This is a genomic window from Listeria ivanovii subsp. londoniensis (genome assembly GCF_000763495.1).
Classification (GTDB): Bacteria; Bacillota; Bacilli; order Lactobacillales; family Listeriaceae; genus Listeria; species Listeria londoniensis.
The window spans coordinates 971,906-990,757 of the sequence record NZ_CP009576.1; the positions used below are offsets into that span (position 1 = coordinate 971,906).

An 18,852-nucleotide genomic window follows, 5' to 3' on the forward strand; every position below is an offset into this window, starting at 1 on the left:
ATAAAAATAAAGTAAGTACTTGCTTTATTAAGAGGGCGGGTGCGTAGGAGGTAGACGGATGCTTTGGTTAAAAGAGTCAATTGAGCAACTTCTCAGCAAACTACACACAAATTTAGACACAGGATTAACAAAAGAGCAAGTAAAACAAAAACAGGAAGCGTTTGGTACAAATGAATTTGAGGAAGGGGAAAAAGAATCACTTCTCCAAAAAATCGGGCATCACTTACTCGAAATTACGACGATTGTTTTACTCTTTGCAGCAGCGATCTCCGCTTATTTAGCCATTACAACGGGATATGGTTGGGCGAAAGTAGTTGTAATTTTAGGGATTGTCGTACTAAATATGGTTTTAGGGATTTATCAAGAAAGTAGTGCCGAGAAAGCCCTTGCTGCTCTTCAAAGTATGAATGCGCATTTGACAACTGTGTTACGTGACGGAATCCGGACGCAGGTAGACGCAGTAGAATTGGTTCCAGGGGATATTATGGAGATTGTAGCAGGAGATATGATTCCAGCCGATGCACGGATTATTTCCAGTAGTAGTTTACAAGTGGAAGAATCGGCACTCACTGGGGAAAGTGTTCCGGTAGAAAAAGATGCTGCTGCAGAAGTTTCTGAAAAAGCGCCAATTGGTGACCGACTAAATATGCTTTACTCCGGCTGTCTTGTGACTAATGGACGAGCAACTGCGGTAGTGGTAGAAATTGGAATGGAAACGGAAATGGGGAAAATTGCTGGATTACTTAACAGCACATCGAAATTAATGACACCATTACAACTTCGCTTAAAAGAATTAGCGAAACGTCTGAGTATTGTTGCCCTTTTAGCTGGTATATTAATTTTTATTATTGATGTGTATGTGTACGGGGAAACTATTATTGAAACGTTAATGATTGCAATTTCCCTTGCAGTAGCAGCGGTTCCAGAGACGTTGCCGGTAATTGTAACATTGACACTTGCTTATGGGGTTCAAAATATGGTGCGGAAAAACACGATTATCCGCCGAATTCCTGCTGTTGAAACCATTGGAAACACTTCTGTTATTTGCTCTGATAAAACAGGAACATTAACACAAAATAAAATGATTATCCAACAAATTTGGGCAACCGAGCATGAGCCAATGAAAGCAACAGCCGAACTAGGAACAGAAGAAGCAAAAGTTTTAGAGATGCTTAGTCTTTCTAGTAACGCAACAATTGAAGTGACAGATGGCGAAGAAACCATCATTGGGGATCCGACCGAAAGTGCGATTATTCGATTATTAGAAGAAAAAGGAACAACGAAAAAAGCACTTGAAGCAAAATATCCGCGTGTTTTTGAACTTCCTTTTGACTCAGATAGAAAATTAATGACGACGATTCACCAAGTAGAAGATGGTTTCCTTTCTATTACAAAAGGTGCATTTGACCGAATTCCGGTTGATTTTTCAGAAACACTTTTGAGCGAGGCTGAGAGGGTTCATGATAGCTTTGCTGGAGATGCGCTTCGAGTACTTGTTGTCGCTTACAAAAAGTATGCTGTAATGCCTACAGAGCTGTCTAGTGAGGCACTTGAGACCAATCTGACTTTCGCTGGGATGGTTGGGATGATTGATCCACCACGTCCAGAAAGTAAATCCGCCGTGTTAGCAGCGAAAAAAGCGGGTATTAAGACAGTAATGATTACTGGTGACCACATTGTGACAGCATCTGCCATTGCAAAAGAAATCGGTATTCTAACAGAGAGCGACAAAGCGATAACCGGCGCAGAACTTGCGGCAATGTCAGAAGCAGACTTAGAGAAAAATATTAGAGATTATGCCGTATATGCTCGTGTTAGTCCAGAAGATAAGATTCGAATTGTGAAAGCATGGCAGAAAAATGGAGAAATTGTTACAATGACTGGTGATGGCGTCAATGATGCACCTGCTTTGAAAGCTGCTGATGTTGGCGCGGCAATGGGTATCACTGGAACAGATGTATCCAAAAATGCAGCGGATATGGTTATTACGGATGATAACTTTGCAACGATAGTAGATGCTATGAAAGAAGGACGTACTGCATATGAAAACATTCGGAAAACAATTTACTTCCTATTAAGTACCAACTTTTCTCAAATTTTCATTATGTTAATTGCCATTATTTTTGGGTGGGGAGCGCCAGTTGTAGCGGTTCAGTTACTGCTTATCAATGTTGTGTCTGATGGGATTCCAGGCTTCTTCTTAAGCCGTGAAAAAGCCGATGATTCGATTATGGAGCGTAAGCCAATTCCGAAGAACGCAGGGATTTTTGCAAATGGTCTTGGGAAGAAAATGGCGACACAAGCAGTTGTCTTTACGATTGTAACGCTGGCTGGATTTTACATCGGGCAGTTTGTGACTATCAACCAATCCATCAGTGCAAGTTATGAGGTTGGAATGACAATGGCATTTGTTATCCTAGCTTGGTCATCTGTCGCACACATTTTTAATGTAAGAAGTGATAAGTCTATCTTTACCGTTGGTTTCTTATCTAACCGAGGACTTTTCTTTAGTGCGATTTGCTCGATGGTTATAATTCTAGGGCTAGCGATAATTCCTCCACTAGCAAATATGTTTTTCTTAGTAGAAATGAGTTTGACTCACTGGATTCTCGCGTTTGTTCTTTCAATGTTACCACTTGTATTTGTGGAAATTCAAAAATTCATTCAACGTAAAAAATCGACTGCATAAAAAGGAGGAGAGCGGAATGACTGATACCGAAAAGATAGTTGCCTCAATACTCGAACGAAACTTTGGTAAAGAAGTTAGCTTGCGTTATAAAGATAATGAATCGGCGCAGGTTCGGTCGGAAGAAGTTATCAAAAAAATTGCTACGCTAGTGGAACCGCTTGTAACTTCACTTGGAAGCGAAAGCAAAACACTGAAAAAGACGATTCCATTTCTGTATGAACTTCAAAAGAACCAATTTTGTGATATGAGTGCTTATCCTTATCCGCTTCTTCTTGTAAATGGGACGAGTGCGGATACGGAAAAATATTGGCGTGACTTGCCAACCTATTGGACAGATGAAGCGAACAAAATTGCCCTACCCTATGTGCTAGAACATATAAAACGCAATCCTGTTAGACAAAAAATGCTTGAATATCATGAGTGGCTTTTAGTAACAGTGCAACAATTAAATACGCAACTGGGTGCAGCTTTCCGGGTGAAGTTAGTATTTGAATCAGATATGCGAATTCGATTGCGGGTTTATGAAGTAAGCAAGGTTGCACTTGAAATTCATTTCCTTGACAATCATGATACGGAGCAACAACATTTGGCCTATGATGCTAGTTTAGATGTCGATTTAGAAGTAAAAGCGCGCCTTCTTTTACGGCAAGGAATTGTAACCGAAAATCTGAATTTAGTTGCTTTGAAAGTATACACAAAAGCCGTTTTACCAGTAGCTCATAGTCTTGAAAAGCTAGAGCAACAAGCTTTAACTGCCGAACAAATGAAAAAATTAGCGAAATTACTAACAAAAGAAGAACCCAAAATCATGGAGGATACAGATTTAATGAGTAAGGCTGTAGAATTCTTAAGAAAGCTTTCACAGACATAAGAATAAAATGCTATTTAGTAGAAAGTGTATCTAAATAGCATTTTATTTTTGCAAGAGGTAGCAGAAAGATAGTAAAATGATACAATGAAAAAAGAAATGAGGATATAGAAATTGATTCGACAAGCTAAAAAAACCGATGCAGCAAAAATTGCACCACTTTTATTAATAATTTGGCAAGATATGGAATTACCAATTTTGGAAAGGGAGTCAGAGGAAGCCATTATTGGTGCACTAGTAGAGGCAATCCAAACCGAAACCTATCGTTATAGTTATAATCATCTTCATGTTTATGAAAAAGATGGTGATATTGCCGGAGTTCTTGCAGGATATCCCGGGGAACTTGAACCAGAAATTGATGATGTTTGGAATGATATCGCAAAAAAACACGGTATTACCTTTGAAGAACCAATTTTTGAAGATAATGAAACATTTGCTGGAGAATGGTATTTAGACTCTATTGTCACGAATGAAAAATATCGTGGTTATGGAGTTGGAACAGCCTTGCTTAATAAATTAACAGAAATTGCCGCCCGAGATGGGGAAAAAGTAGTTGGTTTAAATTGCGATAAAGGAAATCCAAATGCGAAACGTTTATACGAACGAATGGGGTTCCATGTCACCGGAGAAGTGACGCTAAATGGACATATTTACGACCATATGCAAAAATAAGAAATGAGGCAAAACGGATGAAAAAAATAATTTTCACAGTGATTTTTAGTTTGGTTTTACTTCTATCAGGATGTGCAGATGTGACAAATACGGTGAAAGTGGATAAAAAAGGAGATGCAACAATTTCTTTTGATATTGATATTTCATCCGTTGCAGGTGTTTTTGCATCAACATACTCAGATGAAGCACTCATAAAACTGAAAGATGCGGGTTTTAAAGTAGATAAAAGATCAGACACTAGCTATCATATCGAAAAGAAACTAGAAAAAAGTGAAACTAAAACGGACATGAAACCAGAAGATTTTGGCGTGAAAATTACGAATACAAAAAGTTTTTTTACGCAAAAAGTACGCATTGACGCGAAATTTGATCCAGAAAAAATCTGGAAACAACAAGTAGCGGACGTTCCTTTTCCAAAAGAAATTCTAAACAAAATCGATTATACACTCATTTTAGATTTACCGATTTCGACAATTGGCGATAATAATGCCAAAAGTGTCACTGGCGGAAAGCTAATGTGGGATGTGCCACTAGCGGAAAAATCTGAATTGTACTTTGATGTAACACTGCCCAATGTGAAAAATATTGCGATAGTTGGCGGGATTGTTCTTATAGCGGTGATAGTTTTGATTATTTACTTAGTTCGTAAACATCGTAAAAAGAAAAAATTGGTCTGGAAAAAAGGGTAAGCTTAACCTAGCTTGCCCCCTTTTTCATTTACTTTCTGCTCTAATTGTCGATAACAAGCGAGTTTTTTCTCCATTTTTTTAAAAGCTCGATCCAATTCTGCTTGACGGCGATCTAATTCCGCTTGATGTTCTTTTAAAACCTCGATGCGTTCAGACACAGTATTTTCGCCGCATTTGGTCAGTTCAACAATTTCTTTTTGTTTGGAAAGTGGCATCCCAGTCGCACGCAAGCAAGTAAGTAATTCCAGCCAGTGTAAGGCATCATGGTCAAAAATCCGGTTATTATTTTTATCTCGCGCGAGGAAAGGGATTAATCCAACACGTTCGTAGTAGCGAATTGTATGCACGCTTAAACCTGTGAGAGAAGACGCCTCTTTAATAGTTTGTTGCATCAAAAACACCTCTTTTTTTATTAATCATAGCATCACTTTATTCGAAAAGCTAAATGTTTGCCTTTGAGTATACTCTAAGGTGTATAGTGAACTTGTGATTATTTTTAGGAGGCGAATATTTTGAACTTAAAAGATACGGTAAAACTCTCAAATGGTGTAGAAATGCCACGTTTAGGATTTGGTGTTTGGAAAGTGAAAGATGGGGATGAAGCAGTGAATTCGGTAAAATGGGCAATAGAGGCTGGCTATGTAAGTATTGATACAGCTGCTGCCTATAAAAATGAAGAAGGTGTAGGACAAGCAATCAAAGAATCAGGCGTTAACAGAGAAGATTTGTTTGTGACAACGAAACTTTGGAACGCAGAGCAAGGTTACGAATCCACTTTGGCAGCATTTGATGAAAGTTTACGCAAATTAGAACTGGATTATGTTGATTTATATTTGATTCACTGGCCCGTTAAAGGGAAATTCAAAGATACATGGCGTGCGTTTGAAAAACTTTATAATGATAAACGTGTACGTGCAATTGGTGTATGTAATTTTCACGAACATCATTTAAAAGAATTAATGGAAGATGCGGAAATTACTCCAATGGTCAACCAAATTGAATTACATCCTGAATTAACCCAGGAACCACTTCGTAACTACTGTGAGGAACATAATATTGTTGTAGAAGCGTGGTCACCACTTGGTAACGGGAAATTACTGGATAATGCTGAAATAAAAGCAATTGCAGAGACGCATGAAAAATCAGTAGCACAAGTTATTCTTCGTTGGGACTTACAAATTGGCGTAGTGACTATTCCAAAATCAGTTCACCAGGAACGTATTGTCCAAAATGCAGATATTTTTGATTTTGAATTAACAGAAGCAGAAGTAGCGAAAATTAGCGCTTTAAACAAAGATAAAAGAACTGGTCCAGATCCAGATAATTTTAATTTTTAATTGCTAAAAATAGGTTGAAAAAGGGCGACAAAATCAATAACTGATTTTGTCGCCCTTTTATTATTATTTTCTACTCCCTTTTTTATTTTTACTCATTACAAATAAAATACTAGAGGCAATAAAGAGGAAGACTATCCCCATTAGGCTGTTATTTGTATCTCCAGTGTGAGGAAGAGTAATGTTTGGTTGGCCTTTTTCTGCATGGTGTTTTGGTTGGCTAGTATTACTTCCATCATTTCCCGTATTATCAGGGGGAGTAGGTTCACCTGCTGTAATATGGACAATGACTTGAACTGGTCTAGCTATGACTCCATCGCTATTTATCGATTGCAATGTAACTGTGTAGTCTCCGGTTACAGTGAAGTTCACAACAGATTCAAAGTCGCTTGTAATTGGCGAACCATCACTTGTCGTTGCGTGAATGCTATCATAAAACTGCTGAATTGTTATCTTACTATTTTTTTTGTAAGAAATATCGCTATCTGCTGAAATAACTGGAGCAGGTGCTTTTTCAATATGAACGATAACGAAAGCAGGATTAGCAGCAACCCCATCTTCATTGACTGCGCGAAGTGTAACTTTGTAATCGCCGGCAACTTGGAAATTGACAACCGTATCAAAATTGCTTGTAATTACAGAACCATCGTTTGTCGTTGCATGGATATCTTTATAAAATTGTTGACTACTCACTGTACTTTTTTCTGCATAGGATACTTTGCTATCCGCGGAAATAACTGGAGCAGGTGATTTATCGATATGAACAATGACGGAAACAGGATTAGCGGCCACACCATCTTCATTAACAGATTGAAGTGTCACGGTATAATCGCCAGCAACTTGGAAATTAACTACCGTATCAAAATCACTGGTAATTGGAGATCCGTCATCCGTGGTAGCTTGAATATCTGAATAAAATTCTTGGCTATCAATAGTACTGTTTTTGGCGTAAGAAATGTTGCTATCAGCTGTAATAACAGGTGCCGCAGCTTTTACGATATGCACTGTTACTGAAACAGGATCAGCAGGAACCCCATCTACATTAACAGATTGTAGTGTAACCGTGTAATCACCAGCAACTTGGAAATCGACTACAGTTGAAAAATCACTTGTTATTGAAGAGCCATCGCTAGTGGTGGCGTGGATATCTGTATAGAATTTTTCAGGCGTGATAGTACTATTTGTTGTATAAGAAATTTCACTATCCGCCGTAATTACTGGTGCTGGAGCTTTTTCAACATGTATTGTCACTAAAACAGGCGCAGCGGAGACCCCATCTTCATTAATAGACTGAAGTGTGACCGTATAATCCCCGGCAGTGGTAAAGTCTGTAGCAGTATCAAAATCACTGGTAATAGCTGATCCATCACTAGTAGATGCATGGATATCGTTGTAAAATTGTTGGCTATTTACAGAACTGTTTTTTGGATAAGAAATCTCGCTGTCTGCAGTAATGATAGGTGCAGGATCTTTTGCGATATGAACAGTAACACTAACGGGATTCGCAGCAACACCATCCACGTTCAAAGCATTTAAAGTAACTGTATAATCTCCAGCTGTTTCAAAATCCACTACCGTTGCAAAATCACTTGTAATCGGAGAACCATCATTAGTAGTCGCTTGAATATCGGTTAAAAACTCCGCAGAACTAATGATACTGTGTTTCATATAGGTGATTTCGCTATTGGCAGTAATAATTGGCGCAGGTGCTTTTTCAACTGTCACAGTGACCGTTACTGGATTCGCAGCGACCCCATCTGTATTCACAGAATTCAAAGTGACCGTGTAATCTCCAGCACTGGAAAAGTCTACTACATTATCAAAATTACTGGTAATCGGAGAACCATCGTTGGTAGATGCATGGATATCAGTATAAAATTGTTGGCTATCAACGGAACTATCTTTCGGATAAGAAATCGAGCTATCTGCGGTAATGATTGGTGCTGGATCTTTATCAATGTGGACAACGACTGTTACTGGATTCGCAGCGACCCCATCTGAGTTCACAGAATTCAAAGTCACATCGTAATCTCCAGCTGTCGTAAAGTCTGTAGCAGTATCAAAATCACTGGTAATAGCTGATCCATCACTAGTAGTTGCGTGTATATCATCATAAAATTGTTGGCTATCAACGGTGCTATTTTTTGCATATGAAATATCATCATCAGCAGTAATAATTGGTGCAGGGTCTTTTGCAATGTGGACAGTAACACTAACAGGATTCGCAGCGATACCATCTGAGTTCACCGATTGAAGTGTGACGGTATAATCTCCAGCAATATCAAAATCCACTACAGTTGTAAAATCGCTTGTAATTGGAGAGCCATCATTCGTTGCTGCATGAACATCGCTTAAAAACTCGGCGGAACTAATAGTACTATGCTTCATGTAAGTAATTTCGTTATCTGCAGTAATAATCGGAGCAGGTGCTTTTTCAACGGTGACAATAACTATTACTGGATCAGCAGCGACGCCATCTGAGTTCACTGCATTTAAAGTAACGGTGTAGTTTCCTGCTGTTGAAAAATCAACTACAGTTTCAAAATTGCTTGAGATGGAAGAGCCATCGCTGGTCGTTGCTTGAATATCGGTTAGAAATTCTGCTTCTGTAATTTCCGAAAATTTTGGATAAGAAATACTGTCATCAGCAGTAATTACTGGTGCTAATGAAACTGTAATTGGTTGAGTAACTGTGCCTGAAAATGTTCCTGATGTAGAGGAGTACTTAACCGGCTCACTAAAATTATAAGACACATTGGATAAATTTTTAATGTTGTCGTACTCCCAATTAATATTACCATCTTGATATTCACCGTTATTCGAGATAGTCGTTGGGGTAGAAATAACGCCATTGTTACTAATTTCATTAGCAATGGATAAATTCCCAGTTACAATTTTATTTGGTAATGATATTGTTTGATTAGTAGCAAATAAAGTTGTAAGAGCGGGTGCTTCTGTTTCTAAGTTTGTTGGTAAAACGCCAAGTTGATTATTATTAACTTGGAGGTTGCTTAACGTAGGAAGCTTCACCAAATTACTAATATCTGCTATATTGTTGGAATCTAGATTTATATAATTTAAAATTCCCATGTCTTGTATATTAACATTTGTGAGACTGTTTTCACTAAGATCGATTAGGGAAACTTTTGGAAGTGAAGTTAAATTAACTGCAGAAAGTTGATCAGAATAGCCAGCAAAATTAATCCCACTAGAAGTATTATTGCCGGCAGTAGCTAAGTTTGGCAAATTAGAAAGTGTTAATTCCTCCAAAAGTGAATTATCGCTGCTATTAAGCGTTAAAAGGACTGTAACAAGATTGGGTTGATTTTCCATAGTTATTTTTGTAATCGTTGGCATATATCTTAGGTATAATCCAGTCAAGTTAGGCAAGTCATTATCAGCATCTAAAACAAAGCTAGTTAACTTGTTGGAATCTAGTTCTAATGTTTGTAAGGCATCCAACTGTGTGATGTTTGCTATGCCGGTGTTAGTTAGTTGATTAGAAGTTACATCCAGGTGATTTAAAACAGGTAAGTTGGCCAATTTTGTGATATCACTTAACTCATTAGAGTTTAAATCTAGATAAGTCAGTGCAGCCATGTTTTGCACGTCTATATTGTTTATCAAATTACTATCTAAATCCGCAGTCTGGATTTTTGGAAGTGCATTTAGTTTGACCGTACGAAGGACATCCGAATAGCCAGAGAAATTAATGGTATTAGAAGTACCAGCTCCAGTACTAGTTAATGCAGGAAGATTTGACAGCGTCAGCTCTTCCAAAAGGGAAGTTTGATTGCTGTTGAGAGTCATATAAATGATAACTAATTTTGGTTGATCTTCAATGTGTAGTTTAGTAATTGTTGGGTTGTATCTTAGGGATAAATTACTTAAATTAGGTAAGTCATTATTCGCATCTAATTCAAAACTGTTGAGTGAATTAGTATCTAAATTGAGAATTTGTAAAGAGTCTAATTGGAATAATCCTGACACACCAGTTGTTGTTAATTGATTAGAACTTAAATCTAGAGAGGTTAGTACAGGAAGATTTAGCAGTTTACTTACGTCTGTTAATTTATTCCCATGCAAATCGATATAATTTAATGCGGCCATATTTTGAATATCTGCATCCGCAATAAAGTTACTATCAAAGTCAATGGTTATTATTTTAGGTAGAGATGCTAGTTTGATTGTAGTGAGGGCCGTAGAATAATTAGAAAAATTAACCGCATTGGAAGAGTTTTTCCCAGCAGTAGTTAGTAAAGGAAGATTGGAAAGAGTCAATTCTTCTAAAAGAGAAGTTTGTCCGACGCCAATGGTTGTATTAATATTGGTTAGATTCGGTAAGTCCTCGATAGTTAAGCTGGTTATTGATGGATTATTCGATAAGTTGAGTGTGCTTAGATTAGCTATATTTTGCCCACTAGTAATACTTATGGTATTAAGTAAATTATCAGATACATCAAGAGTGGTTAAAGCAGAGAGATTAGTAATTGGCGCAATACTTGTAAGTTGATTCTGACTTAAATTAATCGAAGTAAGATTGGTTAACTCACCTATTCCAGTTGCATCGGCAATATTTTTTGCAGAGGCGTTCAAAGTGGTTACTGAATCAAGCTGATTTTGTGTGACTACTTGAGTTGTATCGTAGCTTCCAGTTATTTGCAGGGCAATGACTTTAGCAAGATTTTCATCTGGAAATGTATCTATATAGGTGTCACCAGCTGCAAAAACTTGAGCTGCAGGAGCTTTTTCTTTTTGTTTAGAGGTAGTTTCTTCAGTAGGAGTAACGCTAGAATCTGTGCTTTCCTCTTTTAGTGTGTCTGGATTAGTTGCTTCCTTTTCGCTTATCTCAGTTTCTGGCACGTTTTTTTCTTCTGCACTATTAGGTGAAGCATCTTCGGTAGTAGTTTCTGCATAAACAGTCGCAGGGATAGGGATAATTGCACTAAAAACAAGGCATATTATCACAACAGATAGATAGAATTTTTTCATTAATACAGCTCCTTGCACATGGGATTTTAGAGATGAACGGGTGTTACTATGTACTATTGAAAAGTAGAGATAGATTGATTCTTTTATACTATTTCCCGAATGCGCCAAAGACAAACAAATTAGTGTAGTATATTTGTTACTAAGCTACGGAGGAATCTAGAAGAAAACTAGGAAATAATTATAAAGAGGCTTGGAACAGACTAATCAATTCAAATAATGGCTAGGGCTATTTGATAGAATATAGTTTTTGGTCATTTGCTATCTCAGAAATACTTGGAGTTACTTATTTTTTCTTAAGTGGCATTTTTGCTAGTTTGATTATCTTTAGTTAAATTCACTATATGAAATGGGACAGATGCAAGGATAAGACGAGTTATATTTTCAAAGAAGGTATTTTAACTATTGAATTTAAAACGTAAAAATATAGATGGAAAAGTGGCGAGTAAAATTATAATACCACACCAGTCGACCTTTAAAAATCCATTCGTAGTACTGATTTTGTTGGAATTGTGATGGAAAAGTGAACAACTTTTATTTCCCATTTTTCTTTTGTGTTAATAAAATCCCATCTAAATTATTTTATAAAAAATTAAAGTGATGTAGATAAGCAAAATCTCCGCATTACATAAGCTATTGTGTCAATGTATTGTAGTTTGTTGGAAAGCCATTCTCGGATAGAGATTTTGGGTGTATTCTAATGTAGAACATTACTCAAATATTCTCTGGGAGGCAAACGACATGGGGCTGAAAAAAGGGTTAAAATTAATGATTATCTTTACACTTATTTTTACATTAACTACTCCATTTTTTCATGGAGGGACAAAAGCAAAAGCTACCGAACTAATGAATGTGATTGATTCAGTACAAGTAACACATACAGATGGTTCGAAAACAGGTAATTATGATTTTTATGAATCATTTACGACAAATTTTATTTGGTCAGCAAAATCGAATAATTTGAAAAGTGGAGATACATTTACAGTAGTATTTGGTAGTAATATCCACTTAGCAAATAATCTAACGTTTCCGTTGGTGACGGAAGATAATCAAGTTGCAGGGGAAGCAGTTGTCGACGTAGCAACGCGAACAATGACAGTAACGTTCAATAGTTATGTTGAAGGAAGAGCGAATGTGAGAGGTACCATCCAGCTACTGGATACTTTTGAAATTAGGACTATCTCAAGCGAAACCGTAATTCCACTTGAATATACCTTTAATGGATCTACGACAACAATAGATGTAGATGTCAATCCAACACCAGTAGTTAATCCAGATGAAATTTTAATTAAAGGTGGGGCAATTTCAAAAGACAATCCAAGTGTTATTAATTGGAACTCAAGGATAAATTTTGCTAATGAGCCGATCAATAACGCAATAATAGTAGATTCCCTTGGACCAGGGCAAGAGTTTATCCAAGACAGTGTGGTACTGACTAAACAAGCTTTCGATGCTTACGGAGTTGATATTCCGCCATCATCAGTTGTGCCTACATCGGATTACACGTTAACATTTGATAGCCCAACGAAAATGACATTAGACTTGGGGAATATTACTCAAAGTTATCGATTAACTTATCAAACAAAAATCACAGATACTTCGCTGGATGTCTACACAAATAACATTGTCATTTCAGGTGACAATATTCAGCCTTACTCCATAGATGTCGAAAGCGATACATCGAGCGGCAGTGGAACAGCGGGTGGAGATTTTGGCTCGTTTGAATTAATAAAAGTGGATAAAAATAATCATACCGTTAATTTGGCGGATGCTGAGTTTACTCTTAAGTCAGATGTTACAGGTACTATCTATAATTTGACAACGAATACATCTGGTAAAGCATCATTAGATAACTTACCGCTGGGAGATTATACTTTAACAGAAACGAAAGCTCCAGCAGGCTACCACCTTGATAGTAATCCAGTAAAAGTAACAATCAACAGTACTAGTAAAGCAAGTTATACTTTCGAAAACGAACAACTGCCACCTATGAATGGAGCTGTTGAAGTCACAAAAGTAGATAGTGCAGATGCAACCATTTATTTAGCAGATGCTGAATTTAATTTAGTAGATGAGAATAATAATGTAGTGCAAACGGTCACAACCAATGAAGCTGGAAAAGCAGATTTAAGTAATCTTGCACCAGGAGAATACCAACTAATTGAAACAAAAGCACCAGCAGGATACCAAATAGATTCAACACCGATTCCAGTAAGTGTGAAAGCAGACGAAACAAGCAATATCACAGTGGAAAATGTAAAAACACCACCGGCGCCAGCTCCACAAGCGCCACAAGCTCCAGTGACACCAACAGAACCTAGCAAACCAGTGACGCCAAAAAATTCAAATGAGAGTCAAATCTCTGTCAAAGAAGAAAACCAAAAATCATCCAAAAAACTACCAAAGACAGGAGAAAAGAACCAAACATTATTTTTGGCTCTTTTAGGAGTAGGATTGCTGTTTTCTGCTTATCGATTAATGAAAACTACTAAAGCTAATTAAGCATTATCCCCTTCAGTATTCCTAGCTGTAGGGGATTTTTTTTGCCAATTTATGCTACAATAAACTAAAAAAAGAGGTTGCTAATGGAAAGAAGTATAATTATTCAAAATCGCTATATCAACCAAAAATTAGCTCCAACTGAATGGCTCCAATCCCCTCAAGAAGTAGTAGCTCACTTTGGTGCGATACAAGCTCAAAATTATGGACAGTCTCTTTGGGCAGTTGGAAGTAGATTAATCTCACCAAGCGAAACTACTGTGAAAGCTGCTATCAATGAAGGAAAAGTTATCCGCACATGGCTTCTAAGAGGTACCATTCACCTTTTTTCTGCAGACGATTACCACTGGATGATTGATTTAACGGCGCCAATGATAGATAAAATCTGCCAGCCTTATCGAACTAAATTAGGGCTTTCCAACGAAGTTCTTCATAAAGCTAGCAAAGTAGTGGATGCCTTTGTAGCAGGTAGCCATCGAACGCGAAAAGAATTAGCTGAACATTTGGCTAAAAACGAATTACCAAGTGCTGGAATTACTTTTGCACAGCTACTTGTTTACTTAAGCTCGCGAAAAATTATTTGTTCTGGCCCGGATGAAACTTACCGTGACACGCGACATATTCCTGTAGTAACGAAAGTTTATACGCGCGAAGAAGCAATCAAAGAATTAGCAAAGCGTTATTTCCAAAGTCATGCACCAGCAACTTTAAGAGATTTTTGCTTTTGGTCAGGATTCACTGTGACAGATGCAAAAATTGCTTTGGCAGATTTCACACAATTTGGAGATTTTTTTATAAATGATTTAGTAGAAAATACAGTTTCGCTTGAAACGATACCTCTCGCTGGATTTGATGAGTGGATTATTGGTTACAGAAATCGTTCCATTGTATTAGATGAAAAATGGCACGAGGAGATTATCACGAAAAACGGTATTTTTAGACCGGCTATCATTACGGCTGGAAAAGTGGTTGCTAAGTGGGAAAAACCGAAAAATCTTACTGATATGAAAGAAGATTATTGGAGCCGTTACATCCAATTTCGTAATGTGCTATAGTTGTTGAGAGGAGAATATTTAATTTGAGGTGAGCAAGTAATGAACGCTTTTGATAAATTTTATAAAAAAACTTTAGAAGAACGTAGAGCAATTTTGGCTGAGTATGCAGATTTAACGAAAGAAGAGCAAGCATTTTTGACATCTACTGGAGCACTTTCACTGGAAAAAGCGAACCATATGATTGAAAATACCATTGGAATTTATTCACTACCACTAGGGCTTTCGATGAATATGCGATTAAATGATAAAAACTATATTGTTCCAATGGCAATGGAAGAGCCGTCTGTTGTTGCTGCTCAAAGTTCAGGAGCGAAGTTGATTGCACAAAATGGTGGCATAAAAGGAACAGCAACAGAACGGAAAATGATTGGTCAAGTAGAATTGATTAATGTTCCAAACATAAGCCAAGCAACCAAAAAAATAATAAACAATAAAGCTAACTTACTTTCCAATGCTAATGAGGCTCATCCGTCTTTACAAAAGCGAGGCGGGGGAGCAGTTGACTTAGTTGTTAGAACTGTAGCAACAGAAGCGGGAAAAGTTTTGTTGATTGTACATTTGCTAGTGGACACAAGAGAAGCAATGGGAGCTAATATGGTAAATACGATGGTGGAAACATTAGCACCTAAATTAGAAAAATTAACAAACGGAACTGCCAATATGCGAATTTTATCGAATTTAGTGGATGATGCTACAGCCACTGTAACATGCCGGATTGCAAAAGAAAGTCTAGCAACTAAAAACCAAACAGGGGAGTGGGTTCGTGATCGGATTATCGCAGCTTATGAATTTGCAGATGCAGATATTTACCGAGCGGCAACCCATAATAAAGGTATTATGAACGGAATTGACGCTGTTGTGATGGCCTTTGGAAATGATTGGCGTGCAATTGAAGCAGCTAGTCATGCTTATGCGGCGCGTTCTGGTAGATATAAACCGATGACAAAATGGACCAAAGATGCGGAGGGCTTTTTAATTGGCGAATTGACGTTGCCGATGCCGGTTGCTTTTGTAGGTGGTTCGATTGGGGTTCATCCAATTGCTACCCTCTCCCAAAAAATCGCACGAGTGGAATCTGCAAAAGAACTTGCGATGCTCGTTTGCGCAGTCGGCTTAACACAAAATTTAGCAGCTTTAAAAGCACTTGTCACAGAAGGAATTCAACGTGGTCATATGTCACTTCAAGCAAAATCACTTGCGATGACAGCAGGCGCAGAAGCAAATGAAATTGAAGCTGTAGCAAATTTTTTGCAAGACAGTAAGCAAATGAATGTGATGGCAGCGAAGGAATACATTACGAAATTGCGGCAAAGCTAATGAGTTATAAAAAAATAAACCCTAGCTAGATTCATTTTTTGTGAATCTAGCTGGGGTTTTGTATGCCTGTCAATTGGTATCCACTTCTCTAATTGGTTTTGCGGGATTTCCTGCAACAATCATATTAGCAGGGACATCTTTTGTTACGGTGGAATTAGCGGCGATAATAGCATTTTCTCCAATAGTTATTCCAGGTAAAATAGTGGCATTGGCACCAATCCATGCTCCTTTTTTTACACAAATAGGAGATACTCTGACTCCGCGTCTTTTTGCAGGTGCCATTAAATGATTAGCTGTTATTAACATGGCTCCAGGACCAATTAATACATCATCTTCAATCACAATTCCGCCTAAATCTACAAAAGTGACATTTTGATTAATAAAAATATTTTTTCCAAAAGTTATATGCTTTCCAAAATCACTATAAAATGGTAGCGAAATATCTACTGTGGAATCGATTGTTTTTCCAGTGATTTTTTGCAAATAATCCAATGTGCTCTCTTTACTATGATACTGTGTGTTAAGCTCCGTAATTAGTCGTTCATTCGCATGTTTAACTAAATGAATTTCTTCAAAAAGAGGTGAATTTGGTAAAATATCTTTATCAACTATTTTCTTTAGTAAGTTTGATTCTTCCATCGTAAGTCCTCCTAGATATGTTTTTTCTACTGTAATTATACACAAAAAAAATATTTTTGAATAATTAGTAGAACAAATAGGTGGTTTTTCATCTTAGCTTAATAGAAAGGCACATTAGCAAGGTAGTGAAGATTCCGATGTGGACAAAATTAATTTTTTCCAACATATTGGACTATTTGCGTTCTTTTATTATTTCTGTAAGTTAGAGTAGGCGTCATTGTTTTTTTTATATACTTCGCCTTTACAAAAACTTAACAATACATTCCGAACGTTGAAACTTCTTTCATACCAATGGATTTCCGCTTTTTGCTTAGAGTTAACTTTACGAAAACAAAAAAATCTATTTACCTTACATTTACTTTCTTTTATGATGAAAAAAGAAGGTGAAAACTAGATTACAAACAAAAAGGAGATTTTCATGGGAGACATAGATATTCAGCAAATGATTTTTCAATTTATCGGAGGGCTTGGAATTTTTCTTTTCGGTATTAAATACATGGGGGACGGCTTGCAAATGGCTGCTGGTGACAGACTCCGTGATATTTTAGATAAGTACACGACGAATCCTTTCATGGGTGTGTTAGCCGGAATTTTAGTTACTGTATTAATTCAAAGTAGCTCAGGTACAACTGTTTTGACGGTCGGTTTAGTAAGTGCTGGATTTATGACGTTAAAACAAGCAATTGGTGTTATCATGGGGGCGAACATTGGAACAACCGTTACCGCCTTTATTATTGGTATTAAGTTATCCGAATATGCTTTACCAATAATTGCTGTTGGTGCAGTACTTTTATTCTTCTTTAAAAATCATAAAGTGAAAAATATCGGCCAAGTTTTCTTTGGATTTGGTGCGCTATTCTATGGACTTGATTTGATGGGGCAAGGGATGAAACCTCTTGCAGGGATGGAAACTTTCCATGAATTGACGGCTCAAATGAGTACCAACCCATTCCTTGGTTTATTAATTGGGACGATATTCACAGCTGTCGTCCAGTCATCTAGTGCTACGATTGGAATTTTGCAGGAACTTTACGGACAAGGTGCCATTGATTTACAAGCAGCGTTACCAGTTTTATTCGGGGATAATATCGGGACAACTATTACGGCGATTTTAGCAGCAATCGGAGCGAGTGTGGCTGCCAAACGCGCAGCAGCAACTCATGTTATTTTCAACTTGATTGGCGCCGTCATTTTTATGTTAATACTTCCACTGTTTACTTCCTTTATTACTTATTTGCAAGGACTCTTCGGCTTGAATCCGGAAATGACGATTGCGGTAGCACATGGAACCTTTAATATCACCAACACATTTATCCAATTCTGGTTCATTGGTGCGTTTGCATGGCTTGTAACGAAGCTTATACCGGGAGATGATTCTAGAATTGATTACAAAACAAAGCATCTAGATACCAATTTGATTGATCAGTCTCCAGGGATTGCACTTGAAATGGCACGGGAAGAAACATTGCGGATGGCAGATTATGCGAAATTTGGTTTACAAGAAGCTCGTGAATATTTAGTGAATCGTGAACCAAAACATGCCGAATCAACTGTTCAAGTGGAAGAAGCTGTCAATAATTTAGACCGAAAAATCACCGAATACCTAACGAAAATTTCTTCGGTGGCTTTAACAAATAATGAAACAGAAGAACATGCGCTAATGCTTGATACTGTCCGAGATATTGAGCGAGTTGGCGATCACATGGAAAACATTGTTGAAAATATCGACCAATTAATTAAGAACAAAGCAAAAATGTCCGAAGAAGCATCTAGTCAATTAATTGAAATGTTCGAGTTAACGACCTCAAACTTCGAACGGGCAGTAAAAGCAATGCACAAGAAGGATCGTGTCCTCGCAGAAGAAACCATCGTTGTTGAAAAAGATATTGATAAAGCAGAACGTAAACTACGGAAAGCTCACATTCGCCGATTGAATGAAGGCAAATGTCAAGTGGTGAGCGGGATTTTATATATCGATATTGTGAGTGACTTAGAGCGAATCGGCGACCATGCAAATAATATTGCTGAAGCGGTACTCGAACTTAATGAATAGAAATTATCCATAAGAAACTAGCTGGCACAAAGTAGCTAGTTTCTTTTT

At 37.4% G+C, this 18,852-nt stretch carries 12 protein-coding genes; 9 read left to right on the forward strand and 3 right to left on the reverse strand.

Annotated features, from left to right (window positions below):
* Positions 1-58: 58 nt before the first annotated feature.
* From JL53_RS04740 to JL53_RS04755, 4 genes are all read left to right on the forward strand, one after another.
* Entirely contained in the window at positions 59-2,689 is a 2,631-nt protein-coding gene (locus JL53_RS04740) for a cation-translocating P-type ATPase (protein WP_038406933.1), read from the forward strand.
* Between the two features lie 16 nt (positions 2,690-2,705).
* A complete protein-coding gene (locus tag JL53_RS04745; protein WP_038406934.1) occupies positions 2,706-3,560 on the forward strand; it encodes a hypothetical protein in 855 nt (284 codons plus the stop codon).
* 111 nt (positions 3,561-3,671) lie between these two features.
* A complete protein-coding gene (locus tag JL53_RS04750) occupies positions 3,672-4,229 on the forward strand; it encodes a GNAT family N-acetyltransferase (protein WP_038406935.1) in 558 nt (185 codons plus the stop codon).
* Between the two features lie 17 nt (positions 4,230-4,246).
* On the forward strand, positions 4,247-4,918 hold the full coding sequence (locus tag JL53_RS04755) for a DUF3153 domain-containing protein (protein ID WP_038406936.1): 672 nt from the start codon (positions 4,247-4,249) through the stop codon (positions 4,916-4,918).
* 2 nt (positions 4,919-4,920) lie between these two features.
* Here JL53_RS04755 and JL53_RS04760 read toward each other — a convergent pair whose 3' ends face one another.
* A complete protein-coding gene (locus JL53_RS04760; protein WP_038406937.1) occupies positions 4,921-5,310 on the reverse strand; it encodes a MerR family transcriptional regulator in 390 nt (129 codons plus the stop codon).
* 120 nt (positions 5,311-5,430) lie between these two features.
* Between JL53_RS04760 and JL53_RS04765 the strand changes: the two genes are divergently transcribed.
* Positions 5,431-6,255 carry an aldo/keto reductase gene (locus JL53_RS04765; RefSeq protein WP_038406938.1) on the forward strand — a complete coding sequence of 275 codons (825 nt, stop codon included), beginning with the start codon at positions 5,431-5,433 and terminating at the stop codon, positions 6,253-6,255.
* A 63-nt stretch (positions 6,256-6,318) separates the two neighbouring features.
* Here the strand turns inward: JL53_RS04765 and JL53_RS15140 are convergent, their stop codons facing one another.
* Complete coding sequence (locus JL53_RS15140) at positions 6,319-11,244, reverse strand: LapB repeat-containing protein (RefSeq protein ID WP_052010559.1); 4,926 nt, start codon at positions 11,242-11,244, stop codon at positions 6,319-6,321.
* Positions 11,245-11,982: 738 nt separating this feature from the next.
* On the opposite strand from JL53_RS15140, the gene JL53_RS04775 reads away from it, so the two are divergent.
* The 3 genes from JL53_RS04775 to JL53_RS04785 all read left to right on the forward strand — a co-directional run bounded on the left by JL53_RS04775 (position 11,983) and on the right by JL53_RS04785 (position 16,112).
* The gene (locus tag JL53_RS04775) at positions 11,983-13,743 is read left to right on the forward strand and encodes a SpaA isopeptide-forming pilin-related protein (RefSeq protein WP_038406939.1); all 1,761 of its coding nucleotides are present in this window, start codon (positions 11,983-11,985) and stop codon (positions 13,741-13,743) included.
* Positions 13,744-13,826: 83 nt separating this feature from the next.
* Positions 13,827-14,795 (forward strand): winged helix DNA-binding domain-containing protein, encoded by a 969-nt coding sequence (locus tag JL53_RS04780; protein ID WP_003719010.1) that lies wholly within the window; start codon positions 13,827-13,829, stop codon positions 14,793-14,795.
* A 39-nt stretch (positions 14,796-14,834) separates the two neighbouring features.
* Positions 14,835-16,112: a hydroxymethylglutaryl-CoA reductase, degradative gene (locus JL53_RS04785; RefSeq protein ID WP_003719011.1), complete on the forward strand. Its 1,278-nt coding sequence runs from the start codon at positions 14,835-14,837 to the stop codon at positions 16,110-16,112.
* A gap of 69 nt (positions 16,113-16,181) precedes the next feature.
* On the opposite strand, the gene JL53_RS04790 is transcribed toward JL53_RS04785, so the two are convergent.
* On the reverse strand, positions 16,182-16,751 hold the full coding sequence (locus JL53_RS04790) for a DapH/DapD/GlmU-related protein (protein ID WP_038406940.1): 570 nt from the start codon (positions 16,749-16,751) through the stop codon (positions 16,182-16,184).
* A gap of 418 nt (positions 16,752-17,169) precedes the next feature.
* Between JL53_RS04790 and JL53_RS04795 the strand changes: the two genes are divergently transcribed.
* The gene (locus tag JL53_RS04795; RefSeq protein ID WP_003719015.1) at positions 17,170-18,804 is read left to right on the forward strand and encodes a Na/Pi cotransporter family protein; all 1,635 of its coding nucleotides are present in this window, start codon (positions 17,170-17,172) and stop codon (positions 18,802-18,804) included.
* The last annotated feature ends 48 nt before the right edge of the window (positions 18,805-18,852 follow it).

Excerpts from the sequence above, each read along its gene's own strand:
- JL53_RS04740 (WP_038406933.1), top strand. The coding sequence starts at position 59 with ATGCTTTGGTTAAAAGAGTCAATTGAGCAACTTCTCAGCAAACTACAC.
- JL53_RS04745 (WP_038406934.1), top strand. The coding sequence starts at position 2,706 with ATGACTGATACCGAAAAGATAGTTGCCTCAATACTCGAACGAAACTTT.
- JL53_RS04755 (WP_038406936.1), top strand. The coding sequence starts at position 4,247 with ATGAAAAAAATAATTTTCACAGTGATTTTTAGTTTGGTTTTACTTCTA.
- JL53_RS04760 (WP_038406937.1), bottom strand. The coding sequence starts at position 5,310 with ATGCAACAAACTATTAAAGAGGCGTCTTCTCTCACAGGTTTAAGCGTG.
- JL53_RS15140 (WP_052010559.1), bottom strand. The coding sequence starts at position 11,244 with ATGAAAAAATTCTATCTATCTGTTGTGATAATATGCCTTGTTTTTAGT.
- JL53_RS04775 (WP_038406939.1), top strand. The coding sequence starts at position 11,983 with ATGGGGCTGAAAAAAGGGTTAAAATTAATGATTATCTTTACACTTATT.
- JL53_RS04780 (WP_003719010.1), top strand. The coding sequence starts at position 13,827 with ATGGAAAGAAGTATAATTATTCAAAATCGCTATATCAACCAAAAATTA.
- JL53_RS04785 (WP_003719011.1), top strand. The coding sequence starts at position 14,835 with ATGAACGCTTTTGATAAATTTTATAAAAAAACTTTAGAAGAACGTAGA.
- JL53_RS04790 (WP_038406940.1), bottom strand. The coding sequence starts at position 16,751 with ATGGAAGAATCAAACTTACTAAAGAAAATAGTTGATAAAGATATTTTA.
- JL53_RS04795 (WP_003719015.1), top strand. The coding sequence starts at position 17,170 with ATGGGAGACATAGATATTCAGCAAATGATTTTTCAATTTATCGGAGGG.